The 26,320-nt window shown below is 43.4% G+C and carries 23 protein-coding genes; 20 read left to right on the forward strand and 3 right to left on the reverse strand.

The features are described from left to right. Positions 1 to 500: 500 nt before the first annotated feature. From citD to mgtE, 13 genes are all read left to right on the forward strand, one after another. Positions 501 to 800, forward strand: coding sequence for a citrate lyase acyl carrier protein (gene citD, locus BXO88_RS08195; RefSeq protein WP_078037258.1), 300 nt, complete (start codon positions 501 to 503; stop codon positions 798 to 800). Further along, a complete protein-coding gene (locus BXO88_RS08200) occupies positions 800 to 1,702 on the forward strand; it encodes an aldolase/citrate lyase family protein (protein WP_044996009.1) in 903 nt (300 codons plus the stop codon). The genes citD and BXO88_RS08200 overlap by 1 nt, the downstream gene beginning before the upstream one ends. Positions 1,703 to 1,704: 2 nt before the next feature. Beyond that, on the forward strand, positions 1,705 to 3,267 hold the full coding sequence (citF, locus tag BXO88_RS08205; RefSeq protein WP_044995980.1) for a citrate lyase subunit alpha: 1,563 nt from the start codon (positions 1,705 to 1,707) through the stop codon (positions 3,265 to 3,267). A gap of 208 nt (positions 3,268 to 3,475) precedes the next feature. After that, positions 3,476 to 4,162 (forward strand): hypothetical protein, encoded by a 687-nt coding sequence (locus tag BXO88_RS08210; RefSeq protein ID WP_078037259.1) that lies wholly within the window; start codon positions 3,476 to 3,478, stop codon positions 4,160 to 4,162. A 27-nt stretch (positions 4,163 to 4,189) separates the two neighbouring features. Continuing rightward, entirely contained in the window at positions 4,190 to 4,726 is a 537-nt protein-coding gene (gene citX, locus BXO88_RS08215; RefSeq protein WP_168171655.1) for a citrate lyase holo-[acyl-carrier protein] synthase, read from the forward strand. A 15-nt stretch (positions 4,727 to 4,741) separates the two neighbouring features. Then, positions 4,742 to 5,755, forward strand: coding sequence for a triphosphoribosyl-dephospho-CoA synthase (locus BXO88_RS08220; protein WP_078037261.1), 1,014 nt, complete (start codon positions 4,742 to 4,744; stop codon positions 5,753 to 5,755). Continuing rightward, complete coding sequence (locus tag BXO88_RS08225; RefSeq protein ID WP_078037262.1) at positions 5,748 to 7,526, forward strand: efflux RND transporter permease subunit; 1,779 nt, start codon at positions 5,748 to 5,750, stop codon at positions 7,524 to 7,526. Before BXO88_RS08220 ends, BXO88_RS08225 begins: the two co-directional genes overlap by 8 nt. Continuing rightward, on the forward strand, positions 7,519 to 8,421 hold the full coding sequence (locus BXO88_RS08230) for a TPM domain-containing protein (protein WP_078037263.1): 903 nt from the start codon (positions 7,519 to 7,521) through the stop codon (positions 8,419 to 8,421). Before BXO88_RS08225 ends, BXO88_RS08230 begins: the two co-directional genes overlap by 8 nt. Positions 8,422 to 8,704: 283 nt before the next feature. Then, the gene (locus tag BXO88_RS08240) at positions 8,705 to 9,862 is read left to right on the forward strand and encodes a [citrate (pro-3S)-lyase] ligase (RefSeq protein ID WP_078037265.1); all 1,158 of its coding nucleotides are present in this window, start codon (positions 8,705 to 8,707) and stop codon (positions 9,860 to 9,862) included. A gap of 168 nt (positions 9,863 to 10,030) precedes the next feature. Next, a complete protein-coding gene (gene efp / locus BXO88_RS08245; protein WP_036606547.1) occupies positions 10,031 to 10,588 on the forward strand; it encodes an elongation factor P in 558 nt (185 codons plus the stop codon). 93 nt (positions 10,589 to 10,681) lie between these two features. Beyond that, complete coding sequence (gene argS, locus BXO88_RS08250; protein WP_078037266.1) at positions 10,682 to 12,487, forward strand: arginine--tRNA ligase; 1,806 nt, start codon at positions 10,682 to 10,684, stop codon at positions 12,485 to 12,487. A gap of 82 nt (positions 12,488 to 12,569) precedes the next feature. Then, positions 12,570 to 13,127: a phosphodiesterase gene (gene yfcE / locus BXO88_RS08255; protein WP_078037267.1), complete on the forward strand. Its 558-nt coding sequence runs from the start codon at positions 12,570 to 12,572 to the stop codon at positions 13,125 to 13,127. Between the two features lie 318 nt (positions 13,128 to 13,445). After that, positions 13,446 to 14,840, forward strand: coding sequence for a magnesium transporter (gene mgtE, locus BXO88_RS08260; protein ID WP_078037268.1), 1,395 nt, complete (start codon positions 13,446 to 13,448; stop codon positions 14,838 to 14,840). Between the two features lie 68 nt (positions 14,841 to 14,908). Here mgtE and BXO88_RS08265 read toward each other — a convergent pair whose 3' ends face one another. The 3 genes from BXO88_RS08265 to BXO88_RS08275 form a co-directional block, all read right to left on the reverse strand. Next, entirely contained in the window at positions 14,909 to 15,898 is a 990-nt protein-coding gene (locus BXO88_RS08265; RefSeq protein ID WP_078037269.1) for a PstS family phosphate ABC transporter substrate-binding protein, read from the reverse strand. A 141-nt stretch (positions 15,899 to 16,039) separates the two neighbouring features. Continuing rightward, a complete protein-coding gene (locus BXO88_RS08270; RefSeq protein ID WP_078037270.1) occupies positions 16,040 to 16,258 on the reverse strand; it encodes a hypothetical protein in 219 nt (72 codons plus the stop codon). A 15-nt stretch (positions 16,259 to 16,273) separates the two neighbouring features. Then, positions 16,274 to 16,837: a class I SAM-dependent methyltransferase gene (locus BXO88_RS08275; RefSeq protein WP_078037271.1), complete on the reverse strand. Its 564-nt coding sequence runs from the start codon at positions 16,835 to 16,837 to the stop codon at positions 16,274 to 16,276. Between the two features lie 165 nt (positions 16,838 to 17,002). On the opposite strand from BXO88_RS08275, the gene BXO88_RS08280 reads away from it, so the two are divergent. The 7 genes from BXO88_RS08280 to BXO88_RS08310 all read left to right on the forward strand — a co-directional run bounded on the left by BXO88_RS08280 (position 17,003) and on the right by BXO88_RS08310 (position 26,239). Continuing rightward, positions 17,003 to 17,452 carry an ATP-binding protein gene (locus BXO88_RS08280; protein WP_078037272.1) on the forward strand — a complete coding sequence of 150 codons (450 nt, stop codon included), beginning with the start codon at positions 17,003 to 17,005 and terminating at the stop codon, positions 17,450 to 17,452. Between the two features lie 377 nt (positions 17,453 to 17,829). Further along, positions 17,830 to 18,144: a metal-sensing transcriptional repressor gene (locus BXO88_RS08285; protein WP_078037273.1), complete on the forward strand. Its 315-nt coding sequence runs from the start codon at positions 17,830 to 17,832 to the stop codon at positions 18,142 to 18,144. A 178-nt stretch (positions 18,145 to 18,322) separates the two neighbouring features. Then, a complete protein-coding gene (gene ftsH / locus BXO88_RS08290; RefSeq protein ID WP_078037274.1) occupies positions 18,323 to 20,383 on the forward strand; it encodes an ATP-dependent zinc metalloprotease FtsH in 2,061 nt (686 codons plus the stop codon). Between the two features lie 323 nt (positions 20,384 to 20,706). Continuing rightward, entirely contained in the window at positions 20,707 to 22,668 is a 1,962-nt protein-coding gene (locus BXO88_RS08295) for a fructose-1,6-bisphosphatase (RefSeq protein ID WP_078037275.1), read from the forward strand. 358 nt (positions 22,669 to 23,026) lie between these two features. Continuing rightward, the gene (locus BXO88_RS08300; RefSeq protein ID WP_078037276.1) at positions 23,027 to 24,388 is read left to right on the forward strand and encodes an ABC transporter substrate-binding protein; all 1,362 of its coding nucleotides are present in this window, start codon (positions 23,027 to 23,029) and stop codon (positions 24,386 to 24,388) included. A 145-nt stretch (positions 24,389 to 24,533) separates the two neighbouring features. Further along, entirely contained in the window at positions 24,534 to 25,406 is an 873-nt protein-coding gene (locus tag BXO88_RS08305; protein ID WP_078037277.1) for a carbohydrate ABC transporter permease, read from the forward strand. Continuing rightward, complete coding sequence (locus BXO88_RS08310; protein ID WP_078037279.1) at positions 25,406 to 26,239, forward strand: carbohydrate ABC transporter permease; 834 nt, start codon at positions 25,406 to 25,408, stop codon at positions 26,237 to 26,239. Before BXO88_RS08305 ends, BXO88_RS08310 begins: the two co-directional genes overlap by 1 nt. Positions 26,240 to 26,320 lie beyond the last annotated feature (81 nt).

Here is a 26,320-nt window from a genome sequence, read left to right on the forward strand (position 1 = left end):
TTATAGTGGGAAGATGACGAAACGGAGCTTTCTAATCCGAAAAGAGGGGGATATCCTGTTGAATGACATCTCCAGGCATACTTTATTAAAAATTAAGAATTACAATGGATAAAAGCTATTTAAAAAATTAATACCCCAATTGCTTAAATTTGATAATGAAAAATAATTTTATAATATTTTAGGACATGATAAAGCGTTTTCAAGACAAAAAATATAGGATAAGCCTATGATTGCCATAATACGATAACTATTTTACTATAGGTGCCATGCGTATTATTATTGAAATACTACAATTAAAAAGTTTAAATTCCGTGATTGCTAGGATATAATTGCTAGTAGTTGGGGCGCGATACCTAAGCGCTGCGGGATGTGAAAATGATGACGAATAAGAGCTGCTTTTTTCTATAATTTGCGACTTTTAGGACTCATTGTAAAAGAACTTTATGTAACATTGTTTGCGCGGGATCAAGGGGAAAGATCCTGCATCCAAGGAGGAAACTATGGAAATTAAGAAACCTGCTGTAGCGGGCACTATGGAATCCAGTGACTGCCAGGTTACTGTTGAGCCTGGAGAGGGAAAGATCGATTTCACATTGGACTCTGCAGTAGCTCATCAGTTCGGAAATCAGATCAAGAAGGTAACACTCGAGACATTAGCAAATCTTGGGGTAGATAACGTAAAGATTTCTATCGTTGATAAGGGTGCTCTTGATTGCACAATCAAGGCTCGTATCGAGGGAGCTGTTTTCCGTTCAGTAGACCAGTATAAAGATTTACCATGGGGAGGTGCAATCAGATGATTGAGAATCCTAATAAGAAAAGATTAAGAAGATCCATGATGTTCCTGAATGCTCAGAAGCCTTCACTCATTAAGGATCCGTATATTTACAAGATTGACTCTCTCATGCTGGATCTCGAGGATGCAGTTGCTGTAACAGCGAAGGATACTGCAAGATTCTCTCTGTATCATGCTCTTAAGACCATTGATTACAGAGGATCAGAGCGTGTAGTTCGTATCAACGGTCTCGATACAGATCTCTGGGAAGAGGATATCCGTGTCTGCGTAGCAGGTGGTGCTGATGTTATCCGTATTCCTAAGACAGAGGATGCTTCCATGGTTCGCGCGGTTGAAGAGAAGATCGTAGCAGCTGAGGAAGAGTTTAACAGAGAGCCTGGTTCAACTCTTATCATGTCAGCTCTTGAGTCATGTAAGGGCGTTATGAATGCATATGAGGTATGTACATCATCAGATCGTATGATTGGTGTTGCCCTTTCAGGCGGTGACTATACAAAGGATCTCCAGACACGCATCACAGGAACAGGTGTTGAGCTCATGGGTGCCCGTCAGCAGATGATCATCGCAGCTCGTGCAGCCGGCGTTCAGTGTTTCGATACAGTATGGACAAACCTTGATGATATGGAAGGTTTCCGTAAGGAAGTTCAGATGATACATGATATGGGATTTGATGGTAAGTCATGTATCAACCCTCGTCAGATCGACATCGTTCATGATATCTATACTCCTACTCAGAAGGAAATCATTTTCTCTGAGAAGGTAATCAAGGAGATCGATGACAAGAAGGCAAAGGGCATCGGTGTATTTACTGTTGACGGAAAGATGATCGATATCGCTTTCTATGACGGTGCAAAGAGAAACATCATGCTTGCAAAGGCTGCCGGAGTTTATAAGGGGGATCTGTAATTATGATTAATGCAGTTGGTAGAGATATACCTGAGGAAATCTTAAAGGCAACAGGTAAGGAAGTTTTCCAGGGAACTCATCACTTTGATGGTTTTGAGTATCAGACAGCTTCTCACAAGGTTAAGTGCGTTATCAATTCAAACGGCACAAAGCTTGTTGACAGTATTCATGATGTACTTGTTAAGTGCGGAATCAAGGATGGTATGACACTTTCATTCCATCATCATTTCCGTAACGGTGATAAGGTTCTTAACATGGTTATGGAAGAAGTTCATAACATGGGTATCAAGAACATCACTATCTGTGCTTCTTCACTCGGAAGCCAGAATGACCCTATCGTTTACATGCTTGATGACGGAACCATCACAGAAATCCAGTCATCCGGTGTTCGTGGACAGATCGGTAAGGCAATCTCAGAGGGCAGACTTCAGGGACTTGCTATCATGCGTTCACACGGTGCACGTTCAAGAGCTATCGAGAGCGGTGAGACTCATATCGATATCGCATTCATCGGTGCTCCTACAGCTGATGAGTACGGTAACCTTAACGCTAACGGCGGTAAGGCAGATTGCGGTGTTCTTTCATACTCTGCAGCAGATGCTATGTATGCAGACCGCGTAGTTGCTATCACAGATACACTTGTACCTTTCCCAAATCTTCCTGCACAGATCACACAGACATATGTTGACTATGTAGTTAAGGTTGATGAGATCGGTGATCCTACAAAGATCGCTACAGGTGCTGCAAAGCCTACAACAGACCAGAGAAAGCTTCTCATGGCCAAGTACTGTACTGATTTCGTTGTAGCTACTCCTTACTTTAAGGAAGGCTTCTCATATCAGACAGGTGTAGGTGGAGCTTCTATAGCTTCAACCAAGTTCCTTGCTGAGATCATGAGAGAGAAGAACATCCATATGTCTTTCGGCGTTGGTGGTATCGCTAAGCCAATGTGTGATCTTCTTGAGGAGGGGCTTATTAAGACTCTTGTAGATACACAGGACTTCGATCAGGATGCTATCAAGTCTGTGGCTACAAATCCTAACCATCACTACATCACAGCAAGTGAGTATGCTGATCCGTTTAACAAGGGTGCTTATGTTAACAAGCTTGACTTCGTTATCCTCGCTGCTCTTGAGGTTGATACACACTTCAACTGTAACGTAGTAGTAGGTTCTGACGGTGTCATCACAGGTGCACAGGGTGGACATCCTGATACAGCTGCAGGTGCTAAGTGTACTATCGTTATCGCACCTATCATGCAGGGAAGAATTCCTACAATCTGCACAGATTGTACAACTGTAACAACTCCTGGTGAGGACGTTGACGTTGTTGTTACTGATTACGGTATCGCGATCAATCCTAAGAGAACAGACCTTATCGAGGCTACAAAGGATAAGGGACTTCCTCTCAAGACTATCGAGGAGCTTAGAGATATTGCTTACAGTATCACAGGCGAGCCTGAGAAGGTTCAGTTCGGTGACCGTGTAGTTGGTATCATCGAGGGTCGTGATGGAACTATCATGGACGTTGTTCGTCAGATCAAGAAGTTCGAGTTCAATAACTGATAGTTTAGATAAATAATATAAAGAATACGGCGTTGTGGACGATCAGGGGGATAAGCCACAACGCCTTCTTTTTGCCATAAAATGGTGTAGAATATATACAATACGGTTTCGTTATCCAAAAGAAATTTCCGTTCAGGAAAGTACTTTTGAATCATGAGAGCGAAATTATTCTGCAGTGTACATGAAGAAATAAATCAGATGGAGTATTATGACGGAGAATTACTATTTTGCCGAGGGACAGCCTTTTTCAGGAAGGGAGCTTGACAGGCTGAAGGCTTTTCTTATGGGAAGAGGTCTTGATTATGACGAAAGGATCACCCACACAGTTTGCATAATGGATGAAGATACGGGGGAAATCGCTGCTACAGGGTCACTAAGCGGTATAATTTTAAAATGCGTAGCGGTTTCAGAGAAGCATCATGGTCAGGGGCTTTTGAATGAGCTCATGTCTAAGCTCTATGAGATAATGGTCAGCAAAGGAACTTCCCATTTCGTAGGCTTCACCAAACCAAAAAATCTTCCTATATTTAATCATATGGGTCTTTACCCCATTGTTTCAACGGAACACATCGTTTATCTCGAAAATCGCAAGGATGAATTTTTAAAGTATCTGAACAGGCTAAGAGAAAAGGCCGACAGGATGATAGATGAAAAGGCATTGGAAAGAAACCACGAGGTGATGGAAAAGATAAGTGATGAGCTTCTGAATGGAGAACTACAGAAGTGTGCCAATGCAGGCTCTCCGGACACAGATATTTTTCCGGGGTATCTGATACCGGCGCAGGACATACCGGACTATTTTATTAACGATAAAAAAAATTCATTGAATTACAGGCAGGAGCTTTTTGACAGCCTTAAAAGAACGATAGCCGAAGCTGTAAAGTCTATGGATTAAATCAGAAACAGAGTTATGGAGAAAAAAATGGAAATGAAGCTTGATTATGAACATGAGGTAACTGTACCGGAGATGCTTGAGGCAAGAGACCACAGAGTCGAGATGCAGAGAGATCTCATAGCTGAGTTTCATCATCCGGTGATCTGCTTTATGCTGAACATTCCCGGACCGCATAAGGTAGGAGAAGACTTTGAGAAGGCATTCAGATACGGTGTTGAGAGTATAGATGAGATACTTCATAAGCATAGAATGAAAAAGGATGTTGAGAAGGAAGAAGCCTTCGTCACGGGATATATCTATTATGCTTCTGTTGATGCTGATGCTATAGACATTAAAAAAGCCATGTGTGAGATCGAGGAGAGGGACAGAATAGGAAGAATCTTTGATATAGATGTTCTTCGGACAGACGGTTCCAAGGTCAGCCGTGAAGAGTTCGGCATGGGTCCGAGAAAATGTCTCATGTGTGAGCTGGAAGCACATATCTGTGCGAGAAACAGGACTCATACTGTGAGTTCCATGGTGGAAGAGATCCATAGAATAATCAAAGAATCATTTGCAGGATAAGAAAAGGTATGGATTATGCGGGATAGAAGCAGGGCGGAATTTCATAGTATAGAAGAGCTTAAGGAAATAGTTGGATGGAACGTGCGTAATGCTCTGCTTGGAGAAGTGTATGCTACACCGAAGCCGGGACTTGTGGACAGGAGAGACACGGGCTCTCATAAAGACATGTCCTATGAGACATTTCTTGCGAGTACAGAGGCTATAACTCCGTATATGGTGGAGATGTTCGAAGCGGGGCTTAAGGGCTCAAAAGCAGACAGTGAAAAAGTATTTCTCGGTATAAGAAAGACGGGAATTGAGGCAGAGAATGCCATGTATGCCGCAACGGGCAATGTCAATACCCATAAGGGCATGATATTTACAATGGGGATACTTCTCGCCGCGGCTGGAATAATTGCCGGTGAAAGGCTTGAATGCAATGATACATGTAATAACGGGAGACTTTTCGATATAGGAGAAATTCTTGAAACCGGCAGGAACATGTCTTACCGGATACTGGAGAAGGACTTCATAGAAATGGAAAAACGTGAGCCAAAGTCCCATGGTGAAAAGCTCTATCATAGGTATGGTGAGAAGGGCATACGCGGTCAGGCTATGGAAGGCTTTCCTATAATAAAAGATATAGGATTGGGTGCCATGAGGACATATCTCGGAATAGTCGGGGATGAATCTCTCAGAGCAGGTATCTCCGAGAGAGCAACATTGAGAAAAGACCTGATTTACGGTGAAGGGAATATGAGGGATGAGCACTTTGAAAATGCCGTAAACATTAGCACCCTTATACAGATCATGTCTAAGCTTAACGATACCAATGTTCTCACCAGAAGCTCCTATGAAGATATGGAGTGGCTTAAGTCTGAGAGCTCTGAAATCGTGAAGATGGGGGCGGCATTCAGCGAAGAAGGGCTTTCTGCTATAGAGGAACTTAATGTAAAATGTATAGAGAAGAATATCAGTCCCGGAGGGGCAGCCGATATTCTTGCAGTGACCATATTACTTTTAAAGCTAGAGGGGTTGAGCTATGTATGAGTGTCCGAGCTGCGGCGGAGATCTGAGATTTGATATACCGTCACAGATGCTGAGGTGTGAGCATTGTGAAAGCACATTTGACCCGTATTCTGTAGAAAGAGATCAGGATGCGGAAGAGAGAACATTGGAGTTAAATAAAGATGAGGTGACCGGCAGAGATTCGGGTGAAGCATCGGCAGAAATCACGGAACAGAAGACAGCCGGGGATATGGATCCGCAGGATGCGGGAGAAAAGAATCGCGGATTGCAGGTGACTATATTCACTTGCAGGAGCTGCGGAGCTGAGATTTCAAGTACAAACCTGAGTGCTGCCGGCTTCTGCAGTTACTGCGGACAGCCTGCTGTATTTTCTTCGAGAGTCAGCAATGAAAGACGACCGGAGAAGATCATCCCGTTTAAGATAGATAAGTCAACCTGCAAGGAGATGTTCACCGCCAGAATGAAGGGAGCTTTGTATGCTCCTAAGGATCTCGCGGATCCGGAGGCTCTTTCGGGATTTGTAGGCATTTACATGCCATACTGGGTGTATGGATTCTCTGTTGGACCGCAGGCCGTGATACCTGTGTCCAGAACGAAGACACAGGGAAGATATGAGATAACAGATAAATATAATCTCACCATGGACATCGACGGAAAGTTCGATGGGATAGCATTTGACGCTTCAAGCTCATTTAATGACCATATAGCTGAGGTTATAGCACCTTATGATGCGAAGGATATGATAGAGTTTACCCCATCCTTCCTGTGCGGATTCTATGCAGACGTGCCGGATGTTCCTTCCATCACATACAAGGATGACGCAGAGGTATATGTGCTTAAGCACACCTTTGAATCCATAGATAAGGAGTGTAAAAAGAAGGGGTTTGACAGAGACAGCCTCGGAAATGTTTCAAGTGCAGAGGGAATGGTGAACCTTAAATATGAGGGTGAAAAGGAAGCTATGCTTCCGGTGTGGTTCCTGACCTACAGAAAGGGAGACCGTATATGTTATTCTGTTATGAATGGTGTCACGGGAAAGCTTTCTGCAGATATTCCGGTGGACTTTAAAAAGTTTTATATCACTTCCTTCCTCTTATCCATTCCTATATTTATAATGCTGAACATGCAGTTTACGGTTCAGCCGAAAGCTGTACTTATATTCTCGCTTATTATGGCTCTTATCACAGGAATACTGTACATGATAGAAATTGATAAGATCGAGAAAAAGGAAGATCCGAGAGAAGACCAGGGTTATGTAGCAGCAAGATGCAATGGAGCCTTCAAAAGCGGTGAAAAGGTAAAGGTCAATGCCTACAATGATTTCAAGGATAAGACAGCTGCAAAAAAGGAGTCTCATTTAGGCGGATGCAGCTCGGTTTTGGGGTATCTGTTCATCGCGTATTGGGGTCTCGAGATAATACTGGGTGCGGCATTCATCATAATGGAGTACTGGTTCATCATCGTTTCTCTGCTTTTTATCGCTGGAATCATTCTTCTTGTTATCTATATGCTTGATAGTAAAAATGCAGAGAAGGCAAGGGAAAAGGGGAATAAGAAGGAGGCAAAAAAATACAGCTATAGAGAGATGATGGGCGTTATACTTGGACTTGTAACGGCTGTTGTGGTGCTTATATGGAATCCTGTTGAAGATATTATTTTCTATGGAGCCAGCACAGCGGTATTTGCGGGAATAGTATATACCATTACCGGAATCATCCAAAAGTACAATATCCTGTCCACTCATCCGATACCTGAGTACTTCGATAGGGAAGGAGGTAACATTCATGCTTAAAAAGAAATCAAAGCTTTTCGGGATGTTACTGGCAGACCTTACCATGAAGAATGTCATGAAGCATTATAAGGCTCACAAGGATGAGATAAGGAACAACAGATTCTCCTCATTCTTGAGAGTGCTGTTTGGTGTGGCTGCAATTGTTTTTCTATGTGCCTCAGAGAGTTTTGCCTATGAGGTGAAATATACAAATCCATCCACAAATTATGTTGTCTATATAGATGACAGGGCGGATCTCATCACTGATGATGAGGAAGAGAGTCTCGTGGCGTCCATGAAGGGCATCACGGAATACGGTAATGCGGCTTTTATGACCAGCGAAGAGTCCCACAGTGATTCCACAGCATATTTTACGGAAGGAAAATATCAGGAGCTTTTTGGCTGGGAAAGCGGTACCATGTTCATGATCGACATGGCTGACAGAGAGATCTTTATACACAGTGACGGTGAAGTGTACGAGCACATCACTGATGACAAGGCAGAGACTATTACGGACAATGCCTACAGAGCCGCTGGAAGAGGTGAGTACTATGCCTGTGCGGCGCTTGTATTTGAACAGATGCGGAAGGTTCTGGAGGGTGGACGTATAGCCCAGCCCATGAAGTACACCAGTAATGCTGTTCTCGCCATCATTCTGGCTCTCCTTATAAATTACGGTCTTCTCTCGTTTTCAAGAAGAAAGTATACCAAAGAGATCAGGAGTGACGAGGTTCTGGTACATGCAGTGAACACTTTTGCGCTGGGTGCATGTGTGGAGCATTTCCTGAGACAGACAAAGAAGTATATACCGCCTTCATCGAGCAGCGGAGGCGGCAGTCATCACAGCAGCGGTGGCGGATATCACAGCAGTGGCGGCGGTGGACACCATGGCGGAGGCGGCGGTCACAGATTTTGAGAGTGGAGGAGTTTTCCATCAGGAAAACTCCGACCGACAAGGCCCGAGCAAAGCTCGGGTCCCGAAGGGATCAGGTGAAGGCCTACCCAAGGCCGAACCTGACCGGCGGAGCGCAGCGGGTATGGTCAAGAGAATTATAGTTTTCCATCAGGGAAACTCCGACCGACATGGCGTTTTTTCTAAAGGAAAAATCGTTTTGCGAAGCAAAATCCTCGCTGGTTATCAGAACCAGTGAGGACCACTACGCCCAAGTATCTCATTTAATCAGAAAAGGAATTTATATATGGCAGAAGCAAATTACGCAATATCTTCAGTAGGAAAAAGCGACAGATATATGATGGAGCAGGTGGAAAATCTTCTTGAAAGAGAAGGAATACACCTTGATAAAAATCTGGACTATACAGCAGCAATGCTGGATGATGATTACAATGTCATCGCCACAGGAAGCTGTTTCGGAAATACTCTGAGATGTATGGCTGTAAGTTCAGATCACCAGGGTGAGGCGCTTATGAATGATATAGTGTCTCATCTTATAGAATATCAGTACAGCAGAGGAAATTATCACCTCTTCATGTATACCAAGTGTAATACAGCCCTTTTCTTCAACAGTCTCGGCTTCAGAGAAATAGCTAGAATGGAAGAGGCAAATATAGTGTTTATGGAGAATAAGAGAACAGGCTTTAAGGACTATCTCGAGAATCTCCGCAAGGAATCTGTAGAGCAGCTTGAAAGTATGGATGGTGAGGCGGCAAAGAGCTATCTAGAAGCACTTAAGGCTGATGAAAATGCAGTGAGCGAGTGTTCGGCCTCGAATAATATAGAGGGTATAAGGATCGGAGCTGTAGTCATGAACGCCAATCCTTTTACATTGGGGCACAGATATCTGGTTGAAAAGGCTATGGAGGGTTGTGATATCCTTCATCTCTTTATGGTGTCAGAGGATGCGAGCCTCGTACCTTTCAGTGTAAGAAAGAGACTCATAGAGGAAGGAACATCGGATTTCAAAAACATCATATATCATGATTCCGGCTCATACATCATAAGCTCTGCAACATTCCCGGCCTACTTTCAGAAAGGTGATAATGCTGTAATCAAGAGTCAGGCTGGTATAGATCTACATGTTTTTGAAGGTATCGCAGGAAAGCTTCACGTAAATGCCCGCTACGTTGGTGATGAACCGACTTCTCTGGTTACAGGTATCTACAATGATATCATGGCAGAAGCATTGCCAAAGGCAGGAGTAGAGTGCCATATCATTCCGAGAAAGGAATTCGGAGGAAAGGCTATTTCAGCTTCCACTGTTAGAAAAGCTATTCATGACGGTGATATGGATGCCATAAAGGACCTTGTGCCGGAGTCCACATACAGCTTTTTCATAAGTGATGAGGCTAAGTCTGTTGTGGAAAGGATAAAGGCGGAGAGTGATGTTATTCACTACTGATTAGAAAAGTCTTGCAATAATGATACTTATATATTAAAATATGTCAGTATTTTGTGAGCTCGAATGCCGTAGAGGCTTATTATGAAGCCACAAAGCACGATTATTTAATAAAAATTAGATAAAAACAGAATAGAAATATTCAGTGGTTTCATTATTTAGGAGGATTTTATGGTATCAGCAGGTGATTTCAGAAACGGTGTCACACTCGAGATCGACGGACAGGTTGTTCAGATTATTGAGTTCCAGCACGTTAAGCCAGGTAAGGGAGCAGCTTTCGTTAGAACAAAGCTTAAGAACGTTATCAACGGTGGTGTAACAGAGCGTACATTCCGTCCAACAGAGAAGTTCCCACCAGCACATATCGACAGACAGGATATGCAGTATCTTTACGATGATGGTGAGATGTACAACTTCATGAACCCTGAGACATTCGAGCAGATCGCACTTTCACACGATGAGATCGCTGATTCTATGAAGTTCGTTAAGGAGAACGAGACAGTTCGTGTTGATTCATACCAGGGTAAGGTTTTCGCAGTAGAGCCACCTCTTAAGGTTACTCTTGAGGTTGTTCATACTGAGCCGGGTGTAAAGGGCAACACAGCTACAGGTGCTACAAAGCCTGCAACACTTGAGACTGGTGTAGAGATTCAGGTACCTCTTTTCGTAAACATCGGTGACAAGGTTATCGTTTCTACACAGACAGGTCAGTACGAGTCTCGTGGCTAATATATCTTGAATAAAGATTTACGGAGAAATCTCCGTTATGAGAAAGGTTTCCCGCAAGGAAGCCTTTTTCTTTTTTCTGAAAGGAGTTTTACTTTGACTACAATACTTAATGTTATAGGAGATGCTGTAAGAACCGGATTTGCTCTTGCAGGTTATGATTCTGAGCTTGGAAAGGTGACGATCTCTAATCGCCCTGATCTATGCGAGTATCAGTGCAACGGTGCCATGGCAGGTGCAAAGCAGTATCACAAGAAGCCGATAGATATCGCAAATGAGGTTGTTGAGAAGCTTAAGGATATGAAGCGTGACGATGTTGTCATGTTCTCAGAGGTCACAGCAGTTATGCCCGGATTCATCAACATTAATCTTTCAGCAGAACTGGTTAAGAAGTATCTCAACGAGATGACCTTCCATGAGGATCTGGGACTCGATGCCCACGAAGGAAAGAAGATCATAGTTGACTACGGCGGAGCAAACGTAGCTAAGCCTCTTCATGTAGGTCATCTTCGTTCAGCAGTTATCGGAGAGACCATCAAGCGTATGGCGCTTCAGCAGGGCAATGAGGTCATCGGTGATGTACATCTCGGTGACTGGGGACTTCAGATGGGGCTCATCATCGCCGAGCTTGAGGACAGAGGACAGCTTGATGAAGATCTCAATATCTCGCAGCTTGAAGAGGTCTATCCTTTTGCATCTAAAAAGGCAAAGGACAAGAATGAAGACGGTACACTTGTAAACCCTGATTTTGCAGAGAGAGCTCATACAGCAACTGTAAAGCTTCAGGAGGGGGATCCCAAGTACCGTGAGGTATGGAAGAAGATCATGCAGGTTTCTGTAGCGGATCTCAAGAAGAATTACGGAAATCTGGATGTTCATTTTGATCTCTGGAAGGGAGAGAGTGACGCTCAGCCATACATCCCGGGACTTATTCAGGATCTTCAGGATAAGGGACTTGCTTATGAGTCACAGGGGGCTCTTGTTGTGGATGTCTGTGAGGAGTCAGATCCTAAGGAGATTCCTCCATGTATGGTTCGTAAGTCAGACGGCGGTGCTCTTTATGCCACATCAGATCTCGGTACCATCATTGAAAGAGAGAAGCTTTACAAGCCGGACGAGTACATTTATATCGCTGACAGCCGTCAGTCTCTCCACTATACCCAGTTCTTCAGAGTTGCCAGAAAGGCAGGCTTCGTAAGACCTGAGGAGGAGCTCAAGTTTATCGGTTTCGGAACCATGAACGGTAAGGATGGAAAGCCATTTAAGACCCGTGAGGGTGGTGTTCTCCGTCTCGAGAATCTTATAAGGGAGACAAACGATAAGGTTTATGAGCGTATCAGGGAATCAAGAGGTGATGAGATAACAGAGGAAGAGGCTAAGAATATAGCTTCCATCGTTGGTCTTGCAGCTCTTAAGTACGGTGACCTCAGCAATCAGGCCACCAAGGATTACGTCTTTGACCTTGACAAGTTCACATCCTTCGAGGGAAATACAGGACCTTATATCCTTTATACCATCGTTCGTATCAGCTCTATCATCCGTAAGTTCATGCTGGAGCAGGGCATAGCTCAGGATGTAAAGGTAGAGGATTATATCAGGGATCATGCAGTTGATTTCTCCATCCTTCCGGTTGAGGACAAGAGCGGACGCGGACTCCAGACTCTTCTCACAAGATACCATGATGAGATAAACGGTGCATGGAAGGATCTGGCTCCTCACCGTATATGCTCATATATCTATGAAGTATCAAACGCATTCAACAGCTTCTATCATGACGTTAAGTTCCTTGGCGAGCCTGATGAAGCAAAGAAGCAGGGCTATATGGCTCTTCTCATGCTCACATGGAAGGTGCTGAACACCTGCATCAACACACTGGGATTCAGTGCACCTGAGAGAATGTGAGTGGAGGCAATCAGAGCCGAGCCTGACCGGCGGAGCGCAGCGGGTACGGTCAACTAAATTCATCAAGAAGGAGAAAGAAAAAATGAAATACTTTATCGCAAGTGATATACATGGCTCTGCATACTGGTGCAGAAAGACTCTTGAAGCATTTTCTCAGAGTGGTGCCGAGCGCCTTGTTATATTAGGTGACATCCTCTATCATGGACCCCGTAACGAGCTTCCGAAGGACTATTCACCGAAAGACGTGATTTCAATGCTTAATCCTCTGAAAGATCGTATCTGGGCAGTACGCGGAAACTGTGATGCGGAAGTGGATCAGATGGTTCTCGAATTTCCTATCATGGCTGACTATGCAGTACTTGTGCTTAATGGACATACTATTTTCACCACACATGGTCATCTTTTCAATGAGGAGCAGCTTCCTCCTATTATGGAGGGTGATGCCATACTTCATGGTCATACTCATCTGGTAAATGCCGAGAAACTTGAGAAGGACGGAAAGAGCTTCTACCATCTGAATCCCGGAAGTACATCACTTCCCAAGGGAGGATATCCTAACAGCTATGCTATTCTGGACGGTGATGTATTTACAGTCAATGATTTCGATGGAAATGTTATCAAGAGCATAACATTGGGATGAAGCTATAGAAAAATTATCATTGTTTGACATTGATAAAAAAAGTCATAAACTTGAATATGGTGATTTTGATCACTGTAAAACTAAAATATAAGGAGGATACAAATGGACAGTTGTGATAGTCGAAGTCGAAGTTTATATAACGATGGACTGACTTTAGGTATACAAAGTGTCTTTTTGTATACCTATATCCTGTAAGGCTTTATTTCGCATATTATTGAGTCTCATCCATCGTTTTTATTTCACGACATTTCACATCTGTTGTGTGATTACGCGATGGATTTTTTGCGCCCTTTTTTCAGGGCGGAGAGGAGGCTTGAAATGAATAAAGAGATATTGAAAGAACCGGTATTTGTAAATGATATAGTCATGCTGATAAGGAGCGGATGCTCTGATACGGAACTCAGAGAAAAGCTCGAGGACTACCATGACAATGATATAGCAGAGAGTCTTGAACAGCTTGAACCTTCCGAAAGAAAACGTCTGTTTTCCATACTTGGAACAGAATGGTGTTCCGAGGTCTTTGCCTACATAGATGATCCAAAGCCTTATATCAAGGAATTCGGAGCAAAGCAGATCGCGGAATTTATCAATGAGATGGATTCTGATGATGCTGCCGATATCCTGGAGATGCTGGATGAAGGTACACGGAGTGAGATAAGCTCTTATCTTGATGATGATGTGAAAGCCGACATTAATCTCATCAATTCCTATTCGGATGATGAAATCGGAAGTCTCATCACAACCAACTATATCGAGATAAAAAAGACCCTTTCTATATCAGAGGCCACTCAGGAGCTTATACGACAGGCCGGTGAAAATGACAATATTTCTACAATTTATGTCAATGATGAAGATGGAAAGTATTGCGGTACCATAGATCTGAAGGACCTGATCATTGCCAGAAGAACAGACGATCTTGATACCATCATATCTTATTCATATCCATATCTTCTAGATAAGGAAAGGATTTCGGATTGTATCGATAGGATAAAGGATTACGAAGAGAATTCACTTCCGGTCCTTGATTCAGAGAAAAAACTGTTGGGTATACTGACGCCCCAGAGCGTGATAGAGGCTGTAGATGATGAGCTGGGTGATGATTATGCAAAGCTGGGTGGTCTTACTTCAGAAGAGGATCTCAGGGAAACCACCAAAGAAAGCATTAAAAAGCGTCTTCCATGGCTTATAGTTCTTTTGTTCCTGGGAATGCTTGTTTCCACGGTGGTAGGTGCATTTGAAGGCGTTGTGGCTATTCTGCCTATTATAATATGCTTCCAGTCACTGATCCTTGATATGGCTGGAAATGTAGGAACCCAGTCCCTTGCGGTTACCATCCGCGTTCTTATGGACGAGAATCTGAAGGGAAAAGAGAAGCTTATGCTCGTTGTGAAAGAGGCGAAGGTCGGGATCGGCAACGGAATGCTGTTGGGAATCATGACTGTGATCTTCCTGGGAATATACATCACCATCGTGAAGGGATACGGATGGAATGAGGCATTTCTGATCTCCGCCTGTGTCGGAGTCTCGCTGCTACTTGCCATGGTCATATCAAGTCTGGTAGGAACGCTGGTGCCTATGTTTTTTCATAGGCTTAATATAGATCCGGCAGTTGCTTCCGGCCCCCTTATCACGACCCTTAACGATCTTGTGGCGGTAGTTACATATTATGGTCTTGCGTGGGTCTTTCTCATCAAAATAATGAGCCTTGCTTAACAGGATTAATTAAATATAGTGCCGCTGACACGGAGAAATGAAGTTTTCCTGTCAGCGGCACTTTTATTCTATCGAAGACTTCGTCCTATATAGCCACATCCTTCGATGAGTTCCTGACCTTCTTTAGTCAGTATCCAGTCCACCAGTTTTTTTACGTTTTGATTTTCATTATCCTTTCGGTATACTGCATAGAAAGATGCCACAAGAGGATAAGTGCCGTTTTTAATGTTTTCCTCATCAGGATATGCTCCGTTTAATGAAAGCATCTTAACATTTTCATTTGCAACCATACCCGATAAATAATATCTGAAGGAATAGCCTATAGATGCACCGAAAACCGCAAATATATCTCTTCGGGAGATCATGTCGTTTTCCATGAATTTCTCCATCATGGTCTGACTGCCGGAGTTCCTGATCCTGATAAGAGGATCTATAAGTCTGTCAGGTCCACCGACCACTTTCCAGTTTTTGATCTTTCCACGATATATTCCTTTTACAGCATCTATGGAAAGATCATCCACAGGATTCTTTTTGTTGACAAAAAATACAAATGCTTCAAGTCCTATGGGGACGATTTCCAGCTCTACTCCCTGTTGCCGTGCTGACTCAAGCTGCTGTCCGGAGGGGTGTGCAGTGAAAAACAGGTCGACGGAGCCATCCAAAAGAGCATCAAATCCCCGTATTGTGTTGTGATACTGCATGACACTGTCGGACGCGAAATTCTCGCCATACTGATTGTCGTCGGAAAAAGCGCCACCTTTGTAGGTGACTGTTCCCTCGGGATATACAGCATCTATTATGGAAGCATATACCGGTACCAGTGCTGCAGCACCGTCAAGTACAGGCAGATCATCTTCATTTGAAAAATGTAAGGATGAACCGGTTCTTGCCAGCTGAGAATCCTTCTCAAAAGGCAGATACTTCGCAACGTCAACCATCCTTGTCTGATTTACACCGCTGTAGTTGTTTCCTACGCGGGAGGTGACAGCAGCATACAGAAAGACATTGACAGAAATAAAGAAAAGAAGGAGTGCCGCAATGATGAGACATTTTTTCATAGCCACACTTCCTTCGATATAAAATAAATAATGGATGAATGCTTATATGCGTAAAGTATATAAGCCGCATGAACAGCAGTAAGTATAACACCGGCTATAACGATCAGTATCACGATCCTCAAAAATAATTTATCGCTCATTTTACATGTTTTGAACTATGGCTATGGTCAGAAGGATCAAAAGCACCGCAAGGACGATTATGGAAATCAGCATTCCGGCACTGAGTATCAAAAGCACGGTTATACCGAGTTTTCGCTTTCTGCCTTCCGCTTTTGCAGCTTTTCCGTCCTGTATGAAAAGATAAAGTGAGAGGAGGAAAATGATAATGAACGGAGCAATATAGACAAGGTCTTTATACATATAAATCCTCCGGTGTCACATCGCGATCCTTCGGTTTTTCATAACGAAAACATATGCGGGGGGAAGATTCCACATTTCTTTCAGAGTCTCGTTAATGCTGAGATATCGCTCAAAAAAGTCTCGTTTAATAAGGCTGTACTGAAATGTAATGAACTCTCCGCGGTTACCTAATGCGGTCCTTGTTGCATTCAGTACTTTGTCGGAAATGTCACCCGGAAGAGATGTGAAAGGAAGACCTGAAATGATGTAATCAGCATGGTCATAACCGTAAGCCCTAAGATATTCCATGACGTATTCTGCATTTCCATGGATAAGATGTACATTTTTCTCTCCGCGGAATCTGTGTGCCAGCTTTTTGCAGAATTCCTCATTCTGTTCGATAAGGAGCAAAACGGTTTCAGGCCTTCTGTGAGCGATCAGCTCTTTTGTAAATGAGCCTGTGCCGGGACCGTACTCGACGATTACCTCGGCATTGTCAAAATCAATGGGTTTCATCATCTTTCTGGAAAGCTTCCTGCCGCTTGGGGCAACTGCACCTATACTACGGGGATGTTTGATATATTCATAAATAAAACTCATAGTCCTCACCACCTGATTTGTTCATTTCCATTAATCATACCAGTGTTTCATATATAATTACTATGAAAAATGTATAAAAAACTTTATAATGGCAATAGCTATACAGATTATGTTATGATAATAATATGTTTAGTTTATGATGTTCGTTCATATAGGAGCATTGGTATGGATTTAGTAGAGAAGAATAAGCGTGAACTTATCGTTGATGCAGAGGTCGAAAAACTTGATAATGTACTTGATTTCATAAGCGGATATCTTTCTGAGCTCGGATGCAGCATGGCACTTGAGATGAAGATAAATGTCGCTTGCGAAGAAATTTTTGTAAATATAGCTCATTACGCATACAAAAAGATTTCTCCTGACTTAAAGGGAAAAGCGGTGATAATCCTCTCTCTGGATGACTCTGAAGAAAATTTTCAGATCATGTTCAGGGATAAGGGTATAGCGTACAATCCTCTGGAAAAATCAGATCCGGATGTAAGCCTGAGTGCAGAGGAGAGAGACATTGGCGGACTCGGTATATATATGGTGAAGAAATCTATGGATGCTGTATTATATGAACGTCAGGGTGATGAAAATGTCCTGGTTCTGGTGAAGAATCTAAAGATGAAATAAGTCTATATCACCATTATAGAAGATTCATGTTCGGAGAAAGAAATTCAGATCAAAAAAGCCATCAGCTCATGTTAAATACATGCCTGATGGCTTTTACTATATAAGTTAATTCACGCAGCCCTGTCTCTCGATGACACCTATGTTCTGAAGTGCGGATTGAATATGAAAAAAATGTAAGTTCGGAATAATTATTACACGTTATGTTCGATAAATGCTTAAAACTTGACACTTATACCCCTAGGTGGTATAAAATGAGCATAACAGATAGGATATAGGGGTATATTGGCTGTATTCCATTATTATCCGACCGTTATTACATAAGACGGCAGTTGGAGCCGGATTTCCGGATTCAGTATTTGAAAAGGAAGGTGATATTCATGTCATGTTGCTGCAGCACTGATGATAATGAGAGACATAAGCATAAGCCCAGAACACCGGAACAGGAGAAGGCTCTTGTCAACAGACTGAATCGTATAGAAGGACAGATCTGTGGTATCAGAAAGATGATACAGGAAAACAGATATTGTCCGGATGTGCTCATACAGGTAAGCTCGGTTCAGGCATCTCTGAATTCCTTCAATAAGGAGCTCCTTTCCGCACATATAAAGACATGTGTTGTTGATGATATAAAGGAAGGAAATGAGGCGGTTGTGGACGAGCTCTGTGAACTTCTGAAAAAGACCATGAAGTGATGGTATAAGTTAAACAGTAATAAATGATCTTTAACTGTTAGCAGTCGGGACGTCCGACTGCTAAATTTTTATCTTTTGTTTATGTTTTTTCACAATGAATACACATTTAACCGGTATATTTGGTATCATCAATTCAAACTTATGACATATAGGGGATGAGAAGTAGAAAGGGCATCTTATGGTAAATATCTTCAATGTATTTAAAAGGAAAAGTTTATCATCACAGCTGAATCTGGCTAATGAGAACTATTCCGGTAACAATCAGAATAATCAGAACGACAACGGGTTCAACAACTTCAATGATTTTTTCAACCGTTTCAACCCGAACAATCAGAATAACAACGGAAACAGTTATAAGCCACGTAACAGAAGACCACTTGTCTTTTATTACTTCGTGGCACTTATAATCATCCTTCTTTTAAACACTTTCGTTTTTCCGTCACTTCTATCACGATCAGTTCGTGATACTACATACTCAGAGTTTATCAATGCTGTGAATAACAGCGCTGTCACCAAGGTGAACCTGAACGATGACTCCATAGTATATGTGGCAAATGTCAACGGCCAGGCTATCACCTGTCGTACGGGACGTCTGAAAAACCAGTTCGTGGAAGCATCGGTGCTGGACACACTTAACAATCAGAATGTCAATTTCGAGGAAGACATTCCTGTTGAGACAAGTCCTATCCTTTCCTTCCTGTTAAGCTGGATCTTCCCTATCCTTATTTTCTGGGCTCTGGGCAACTGGCTCTCCAAGAGAATGGCTTCCTCCATGGGCTCCATGGGTGGCGGCGGAATGTTCGGAGGCTTCGGAAAGTCCAATGCAAGAGAATATGAAGCTACAGGTGAGAACAAGGTAAGCTTCAAGGATGTAGCAGGTGAAGATGAGGCCAAGGAGCTTCTCAGCGAGATGGTCGATTATCTTAAGGAACCTGACAAGTACACAGAGATCGGTGCGCATATTCCTAAGGGAGCTCTTCTTGTAGGTCCTCCCGGAACAGGTAAGACCCTGCTTGCCAAGGCTGTGGCAGGTGAGGCCAATGTTCCTTTCTTCTCTATCTCAGGTTCTGAGTTCGTAGAGATGTTCGTGGGAATGGGCGCTGCCAAGGTAAGAGATCTTTTTGATCAGGCTAAGAAGAAATCGCCTTGTATCGTATTCATCGATGAGATCGATGCCATAGGTAAAAAGAGAGGCGGTGGAGCTGTCGGCGGAAACGATGAGCGTGAGCAGACTCTGAATCAGCTTCTTACCGAGATGGATGGATTTGATTCATCAAAGGCTATCATCATCCTTGCGGCAACAAACCAGCCGGATTCTCTGGATCCAGCCCTTCTTCGTCCGGGCAGATTTGACAGAAGAGTTCCTGTAGAGCTTCCGGATTTCCAGGGAAGAATCGATATACTGAAGGTTCACGCCAGAGACATTAAGATGGCTGAGAATGTCAATCTCGAAGCTATCGCAAAGGCGGCAGCAGGTGCCAGCGGCGCAGAGCTTGCAAACATCATCAATGAGTCAGCTCTCCGTGCCGTAAGAGCCGGACGTGAGAGAGTTATCCAGTCGGATCTCGAGGAGTCCATCGAAGTAGTTATCGCCGGTTATCAGAAGAAGAACAAGGTTATGACAGATAAGGAAAAGCTTATCGTCTCATATCATGAGGTTGGTCACGCTCTTGTGGCGGCTCTTCAGAAGAACAGCGCACCTGTTCAGAAGATAACCATCATTCCGAGAACCTCGGGAGCCCTCGGTTACACCATGCAGGTTGAAGAAGAGGGAAATCATTACCTCTACTCAAAGGAGGAGCTGGAGAACAAGATAGCTACTCTTACCGGAGGACGCTGCGCAGAAGAGCTTATATTCCATACATGCACCACAGGTGCAAGTAATGATATAGAGCAGGCTACCAAGTATGCAAGAGCCATGATCACACGCTACGGTATGGCGGATGAGATAGGCATGGTTGCCATGGAGCATATACAGAACCAGTATCTCGGTGGTGATGCATCACTCACATGTTCTCCTGAGACCCAGACCATGATCGATAAGATGACAGTTGATCTCGTTAAGAAGCAGCATGATAAGGCATATAAGCTTCTTCAGGATAATATCAACAAGCTTCATGAGATCACCAAGTTCCTCTACGAGAAGGAGACCATCACAGGTGCCGAGTTTATGGATATACTTAACAGAAAGGAGATCGATCCTTCTGTTATAGCTCCGTCAGCAGAGTCTGATATGTGATGGATTTCCGGAAGGCTATATTAAAGCCCGATCTTCGGGATGATCCGTGTAAATAAGAATATAAAAATAAGAGTCACAGACTTAAACCGGTGAATGATCCGATGACAGTCAGTGGCTCTTTTTTTGCACCAAAAGAACTGATTATAATAATTGTTAAAAATTTGTTGAAATTTGGTTCTTTTATACAAACAATCGTCATTTTGTATAGATAATAATCATTGCTCCCTATATAATTAGTACATGTTTGTTGGTCTTTTGACTTTCGGGAAGCAGTTAAAAGTATTTGGTAATGACCAAAGAGATTTGTTAATGGAGTATTTGAAATGCGTGATCTTGATTATTTGAAGTTATTAGCCAAGCAGTTTCCTACTGCAACAGATGCAGGTGCTGAAATCATTAACCTGCGCGCCATCTGTGCCCTGCCTAAGGGAACAGAGTATTTCTTCTCGGATCTTCATGGCGAGAGTGATGCCTTTATTTACCTTATGCGTTCAGCATCAGGTATCGTAAGAGATAAGATCGATGAGACCTTCGGAAATCTTTTACCTGAGGAAGAGCAGTTAGAGCTCGCAAATCTTATCTATTATCCAAGGGACATTCTTTCTTCTTCACAGCATAAGGAGAAGGATTCGGCTGAGTGGCAGCGTATAACCATTCACCGTCTCATCAATATCTGCCGCGTAGTTTCATCCAAATTCACACGTTCCAAGGTTCGTAAAAAGATGCCGAAGAACTATGCGTATGCCATCGATGAACTTCTCCATATCGACAGTCACGACGAGGATAAGAAAGGATATCTTCGTGAGATCATGAATGCCATCATAGACATTGACATGGGAGACGATTTCATCATCGCACTGTGTGAGCTCATCCAGAACCTGGTCATCGATAATCTTCATATCATCGGAGACATCTTTGACAGAGGACCACATGCCGACCGTATCATGGAGGAGCTTATGAGCTTCCATGACGTGGATATACAGTGGGGCAATCATGACGCTGACTGGATGGGAGCGGTCTGCGGTAATCCGGCATGTATCGCCAATGTTCTACGCATCGCAACCTCATACAATTCTTTCGACGTGCTGGAGGATGGCTACGGCATCAATCTGAGACCTCTTTCCATGTATGCCGAAGAGGTTTACGGAGATGATCCATGCGAATGCTTCCAGCCACATCTTCTGGATTCCAATGTTTCCGACTCGGTTTCTCCGGCTCTTGCAGCAAAGATGTGTAAAGCCATATCCATCATCATGCTGAAGGAGGAGGGACTTCTCATAAAGCGTCATCCTGAGTATCATCTGGAGCATAGATTGCTTCTTGAAAAGGTGGACTATGAGAAGGGGACTGTAAACATCGACGGAAAGGTATACCCTCTTAAGGATAAGAACTTCCCTACCATAGATCCGAAGCATCCTTACAAGCTTACAGAGCGGGAAGAGGCTCTCATGAAGACTCTTATCTACAGTTTTACCCATTCCCAGCTCCTTCAGAAGCATATACGTTTTTTCTTTACAAACGGCTCTATGTATAAGGTTGTAAACAACAACATCCTTTATCACGGCTGCATCCCTATGGAGAAGGACGGAAGCTTCAGAAAGATAACCACACCTGACGGGGTATTCTCCGGAAAGGCGCTGCTTGATTATTTTAATGACAAGGCAATCGACGCCTATTTCCTTAACGGGGAGAATGATCCACAGGGTAAGCTCTATGCCACAGACTTTTTCTGGTACATGTGGTGCGGACCTAACTCACCTCTTTTCGGAAAAGACAAGATTACGACCTTTGAGCACTGCTTCATCGAGGATACTGCGACACACAAGGAAAGATTCAATGCCTACTACGACCTCGTGAAGGATGAGAAGTATGTGGACAAGATCTTTGAGGAGTTCGGTGTCAATGCGTCTGCCTCGCATATTGTAAATGGTCATGTTCCTGTGAAAACCAAGTTGGGCGAGTCACCTATCAAGGCAAACGGCAAGCTTTTCATTATCGACGGCGGTATCTCAAAGGCCTACCATTCGAGAACAGGTATAGCAGGATATACACTTATCTACAATTCACGTCATCTTGCACTTGCAGAGCATAAGGGCTTCAAGAAGGGCTCGGAGAATACACCTGAGATACAGCTTGTTGAACAGATGAAGACGAGAGTTCGTGTCGGAGAAACCGACAACGGCAGAGAGCTTAAGAAGCAGATATCAGATCTTGAAGAGCTTCTTGCAGCTTATAGAAACGGTGACATACTTGAACAGGGTGAAGTGATTCCGAAGAAGAGGTAAAGAGTAAATGCTTTTAATGAGATTATCCTGATAAGCAAACAGAGTATTTAGCGTATGTAAGGGAGTAAAACCTGATTAGTATTTAGTATAGTATAAAAGACCTTTTGTGACGCGATTTGTCACAAAAGGTCTTTTTGTATTGTATGAAAAGGGGTAGAAATTGTACTACAAATAAAAAACAAATCCGCTGAATATGCAATAAAATAATCAATAAGATAACCCATAAAAAGAAGAAAATAGTATAATTTGCACAAATAACGTTAGACAAACATAGGACAAAGTGTTACGATAATGACAGATGATTTAGTGTTTCCGAAAAGGAAACAGGAGCGAGAAAAAAATCCAAGGAGGAAAATTCATGAGAAAAAGACTTGTTACGAGAAAAATCATGGCAGTGGCTACAGCGGCTGCGATGGCGGCAAGTGCATTGACAGCCTGCGGTTCATCGGGAACACAGGCAACGGAAGCCATGAAGACTGAAGCGGCAAAGACGGAAGCTGCCACTCAGGCTGCAGCACCTGAGACCGAGAAGGCTTCAGAAAAGGCAGCAGATGAGGCTGTTACCATCAAGTTCCAGTATTGGGCTGATAACACTGATTATTCAGCTCTCATGCAGGACATCATCAAGAAGTTTAATTCGGAGAACGGAAAGGGGATCACTGTAGTAGGTGAAGAGCAGCCATGGGATGGCGGAGCTTATGCAGAGAACCTTTTCAATGCCAAGATGGGCGGATCAGATGTTGATGTTTCTACATGGAAGCTCACATCCACACCTCTTTTTGTAAACAACGATCTGCTTCTTGACCTTACGCCTTATGTAGACGCTATGGATACAAAGAGCGACATCGACGATAACATTTACAGCGTTATGAAGGAAGCCGGCGGAGACAGCTCCAAGATGTTCGTTATGCCATGGAACATACAGGTACTCTATGTATATTACAGACCGTCTATCTTTGAGAAGGCAGGTATCACAGAAGTTCCGAAGACATATGAGGAATTCCTTGAGGATATAAAGAAGTGTACTCTCGATACAGACGGAGACGGAAAGACAGATGTCTACGGCTTCGGTATGAGAGGCGCAAAGGGCGGACAGGAGCCTTGGGGCTCATTTGTACACGGTGAAGGCGGAAGCTTTGAGGATCTTACATCCGATGCATCAGTAGCCGGCATGCAGGACTTTATTGATCTCTATACAAACGGATATGTACCGCCAACCGCAACATCAGACGGATTCAATGAGATCATCGCAAACTTCCAGTCAGGTCTTACAGCTATGACCATCCACCATACAGGATCTTCCGGAAAGATGGAAGAGATCTTCGGTGACGATGTATCAGCATTCCCGTTCCCTGCAGGTAAAGGACAGTGGACATCTATGGGAGATACAGAGACTGTTATCTTCAGTTCATGTGAGCATCCTGATGCAGCTTTTGAGTGGGTCAAGTACCTCGCAACAGGTGAAGGACAGAAGATGTGGTGCGAAGGCACAGGAAACGTTCCTGTATCAAAGACAGTCGGAGCAGGAGACTACTTCCAGAATAACCGTTTCATGAAGGCTTCTCTCGACGGTGAGAGCTATGCAGGTATCCTTCCTATCAGAGATACAACAACAGAATGGATCAGTGACCTTTGGCCGAATACAGTTGCTCAGGCTCTTACAGGAGACATCACTGCAGCAGATGCTATGCAGATCCTTCAGGATGGACTCTGGAAATAAGTGAATTAAAGTAAAAATGACATTGGTCTCAAAAGTGGTAAACAGACTTATGAAACTTATGTCATCACATAGGGGACTCTGTATTTGTTCAGTCGGGGCTAAGTCCCCGACTGAGCTATGAAAAGAGACAACTGAGGAGATAGACATGACTAAAAAGCGTTCTGTGTGGCCTTTTCTCCTTGTGGCTCCTGCGACACTGATCATCATGTGCGTAGTATTCATACCTGTTATGAATGCAATCATGATGAGTTTTCAGAATTATGATCTGAGGCGTCCCAAGGATATAGCCTTTATCGGACTTACCAATTATTCCAGCGCCCTGCTGGATAAACAATTTATAAATGCAGTCATCAGAACCATACTGTGGGTCATTTTTGGTGTAGGCTTTCAGTTTTTTTTCGGATTTGTACTTGCGCTGATACTTAATTCGCATTTCAGAGGCAGAGGCTTTGTAAGAGCGGTGAGCATGGTGCCCTGGGTAACTCCGGGAGTTCTCATCGGTCTCATGTGGAGGTGGATATATGATGGAAATGCAGGTGTACTTAATGATGTGCTCATGAAGCTTAACATCATAAACGACAAGATAGCATTTCTGTCCCAGAAGCCCACAGCCTTTCCTTCGGTTATCGTGACCATAGTATGGCAGGGCATACCATTCTTCGCACTCATGCTTCTGGCTGCGCTTCAGGGCGTATCCACCGATATGTATGAAGCGGCGGAGATAGACGGAGCCAGCAGACTGCAGAGGCTTTTCTACATTACCATACCTTCCATAAAGAATACGATATTTGTAACCGGACTTCTGAGGATCATATGGGTAGCGAACTCTGTTGATGTGATCTTCAACATGACTGAGGGCGGACCTGCTTATTCGACCCAGACCCTGTCGGTATACATCTATAACAAGGCAAATGCTCTTAATCTTGGCTATGCATCTGCCATGGCCATCTGCCTGGCGCTGCTGCTTCTTGTGGTCGTAGTACCGTATCTGAGGATGAACTTTAAGGAGGAGAAGTGATGAAGAGAGAACCTAAAGCACTGACTGTCCTTAAATTCACGGTTCTGTTCCTGATGCTGTTGTTTTTACTGTTTCCGTTTTACTGGACATTTTTAACATCTATAAAGCCCTACGACGAGCTCTATGGAAAGGTGGTCACATACTGGACGGCAAACCCTGATTTTTCAGCCTACGGAAAGCTGTTCACAAGTACAGTAGACTTCTTTTCGGCTATGAAAAACAGTTTTATCGTAGCGTTCTGTACAACATTAGTTACACTTACAGTGGCGACCATGGCGGCATATGCATTTTCCAGATACATATTCCCCGGAAGAAGAGTACTCATGAGTATCTTCCTCTGCAATAATATGTTTCCGACGGTGCTCCTACTGATTCCTCTTTATTCCATCATGAGAAATCTGCATCTATTATATACGCCTTCATCTCTGGTACTTGCATATACCACATTTACCATTCCGTTTTCTGTCTGGCTGCTCATAGGATTCATCAACGATCTGCCCATGTCTCTTGAAGAGGCTGCCATGGTGGATGGATGTAACCGTGGACAGGCATTTATGAAGATAGTATTTCCGATTTTGAGGCCCAGCATCATCGCTACAGGCGTATATATCTTCATGCAGTCATGGAATGAATATACATTTGCCATGATGTTCACAAATACTGCGACACGTACCATACCTGTAGCTCTGAAGTCACTTATCGGACAGCTTGGCGTACAGTGGGATCTCCTTACTGCAGGAGGCATCCTTACCATCATACCTGTGTGTATCATGTTCTTCTTTGCCCAGAAGAGACTGGTGGAGGGACTAACGGCCGGCGCAGTAAAAGGATAGTGAATATTTTTAGATTGTGATACAAATGAGCTGTTTTTATGTTTGTATTTCACAAAAATTAATGTTAAAAAATAGACAACA

It is taken from the genome of Oribacterium sp. C9, from assembly GCF_002007235.1.
Lineage (GTDB): Bacteria > Bacillota > Clostridia > Lachnospirales > Lachnospiraceae > Oribacterium.

Bases quoted from the DNA above. Each gene is read 5' to 3' on its own strand.
- BXO88_RS08210 (WP_078037259.1), top strand. From the start codon at position 3,476: ATGACGGAGAATTACTATTTTGCCGAGGGACAGCCTTTTTCAGGAAGG.
- BXO88_RS08300 (WP_078037276.1), top strand. From the start codon at position 23,027: ATGAGAAAAAGACTTGTTACGAGAAAAATCATGGCAGTGGCTACAGCG.
- ftsH (WP_078037274.1), top strand. From the start codon at position 18,323: ATGGTAAATATCTTCAATGTATTTAAAAGGAAAAGTTTATCATCACAG.
- BXO88_RS08225 (WP_078037262.1), top strand. From the start codon at position 5,748: ATGTATGAGTGTCCGAGCTGCGGCGGAGATCTGAGATTTGATATACCG.
- citF (WP_044995980.1), top strand. From the start codon at position 1,705: ATGATTAATGCAGTTGGTAGAGATATACCTGAGGAAATCTTAAAGGCA.
- BXO88_RS08295 (WP_078037275.1), top strand. From the start codon at position 20,707: ATGCGTGATCTTGATTATTTGAAGTTATTAGCCAAGCAGTTTCCTACT.
- BXO88_RS08280 (WP_078037272.1), top strand. From the start codon at position 17,003: ATGGATTTAGTAGAGAAGAATAAGCGTGAACTTATCGTTGATGCAGAG.
- BXO88_RS08310 (WP_078037279.1), top strand. From the start codon at position 25,406: ATGAAGAGAGAACCTAAAGCACTGACTGTCCTTAAATTCACGGTTCTG.
- BXO88_RS08270 (WP_078037270.1), bottom strand. From the start codon at position 16,258: ATGTATAAAGACCTTGTCTATATTGCTCCGTTCATTATCATTTTCCTC.
- citD (WP_078037258.1), top strand. From the start codon at position 501: ATGGAAATTAAGAAACCTGCTGTAGCGGGCACTATGGAATCCAGTGAC.
- BXO88_RS08265 (WP_078037269.1), bottom strand. From the start codon at position 15,898: ATGAAAAAATGTCTCATCATTGCGGCACTCCTTCTTTTCTTTATTTCT.
- mgtE (WP_078037268.1), top strand. From the start codon at position 13,446: ATGAATAAAGAGATATTGAAAGAACCGGTATTTGTAAATGATATAGTC.
- BXO88_RS08305 (WP_078037277.1), top strand. From the start codon at position 24,534: ATGACTAAAAAGCGTTCTGTGTGGCCTTTTCTCCTTGTGGCTCCTGCG.
- efp (WP_036606547.1), top strand. From the start codon at position 10,031: ATGGTATCAGCAGGTGATTTCAGAAACGGTGTCACACTCGAGATCGAC.
- BXO88_RS08240 (WP_078037265.1), top strand. From the start codon at position 8,705: ATGGCAGAAGCAAATTACGCAATATCTTCAGTAGGAAAAAGCGACAGA.
- BXO88_RS08220 (WP_078037261.1), top strand. From the start codon at position 4,742: ATGCGGGATAGAAGCAGGGCGGAATTTCATAGTATAGAAGAGCTTAAG.
- BXO88_RS08230 (WP_078037263.1), top strand. From the start codon at position 7,519: ATGCTTAAAAAGAAATCAAAGCTTTTCGGGATGTTACTGGCAGACCTT.
- citX (WP_168171655.1), top strand. From the start codon at position 4,190: ATGGAAATGAAGCTTGATTATGAACATGAGGTAACTGTACCGGAGATG.
- BXO88_RS08275 (WP_078037271.1), bottom strand. From the start codon at position 16,837: ATGAGTTTTATTTATGAATATATCAAACATCCCCGTAGTATAGGTGCA.
- BXO88_RS08285 (WP_078037273.1), top strand. From the start codon at position 17,830: ATGTCATGTTGCTGCAGCACTGATGATAATGAGAGACATAAGCATAAG.
- yfcE (WP_078037267.1), top strand. From the start codon at position 12,570: ATGAAATACTTTATCGCAAGTGATATACATGGCTCTGCATACTGGTGC.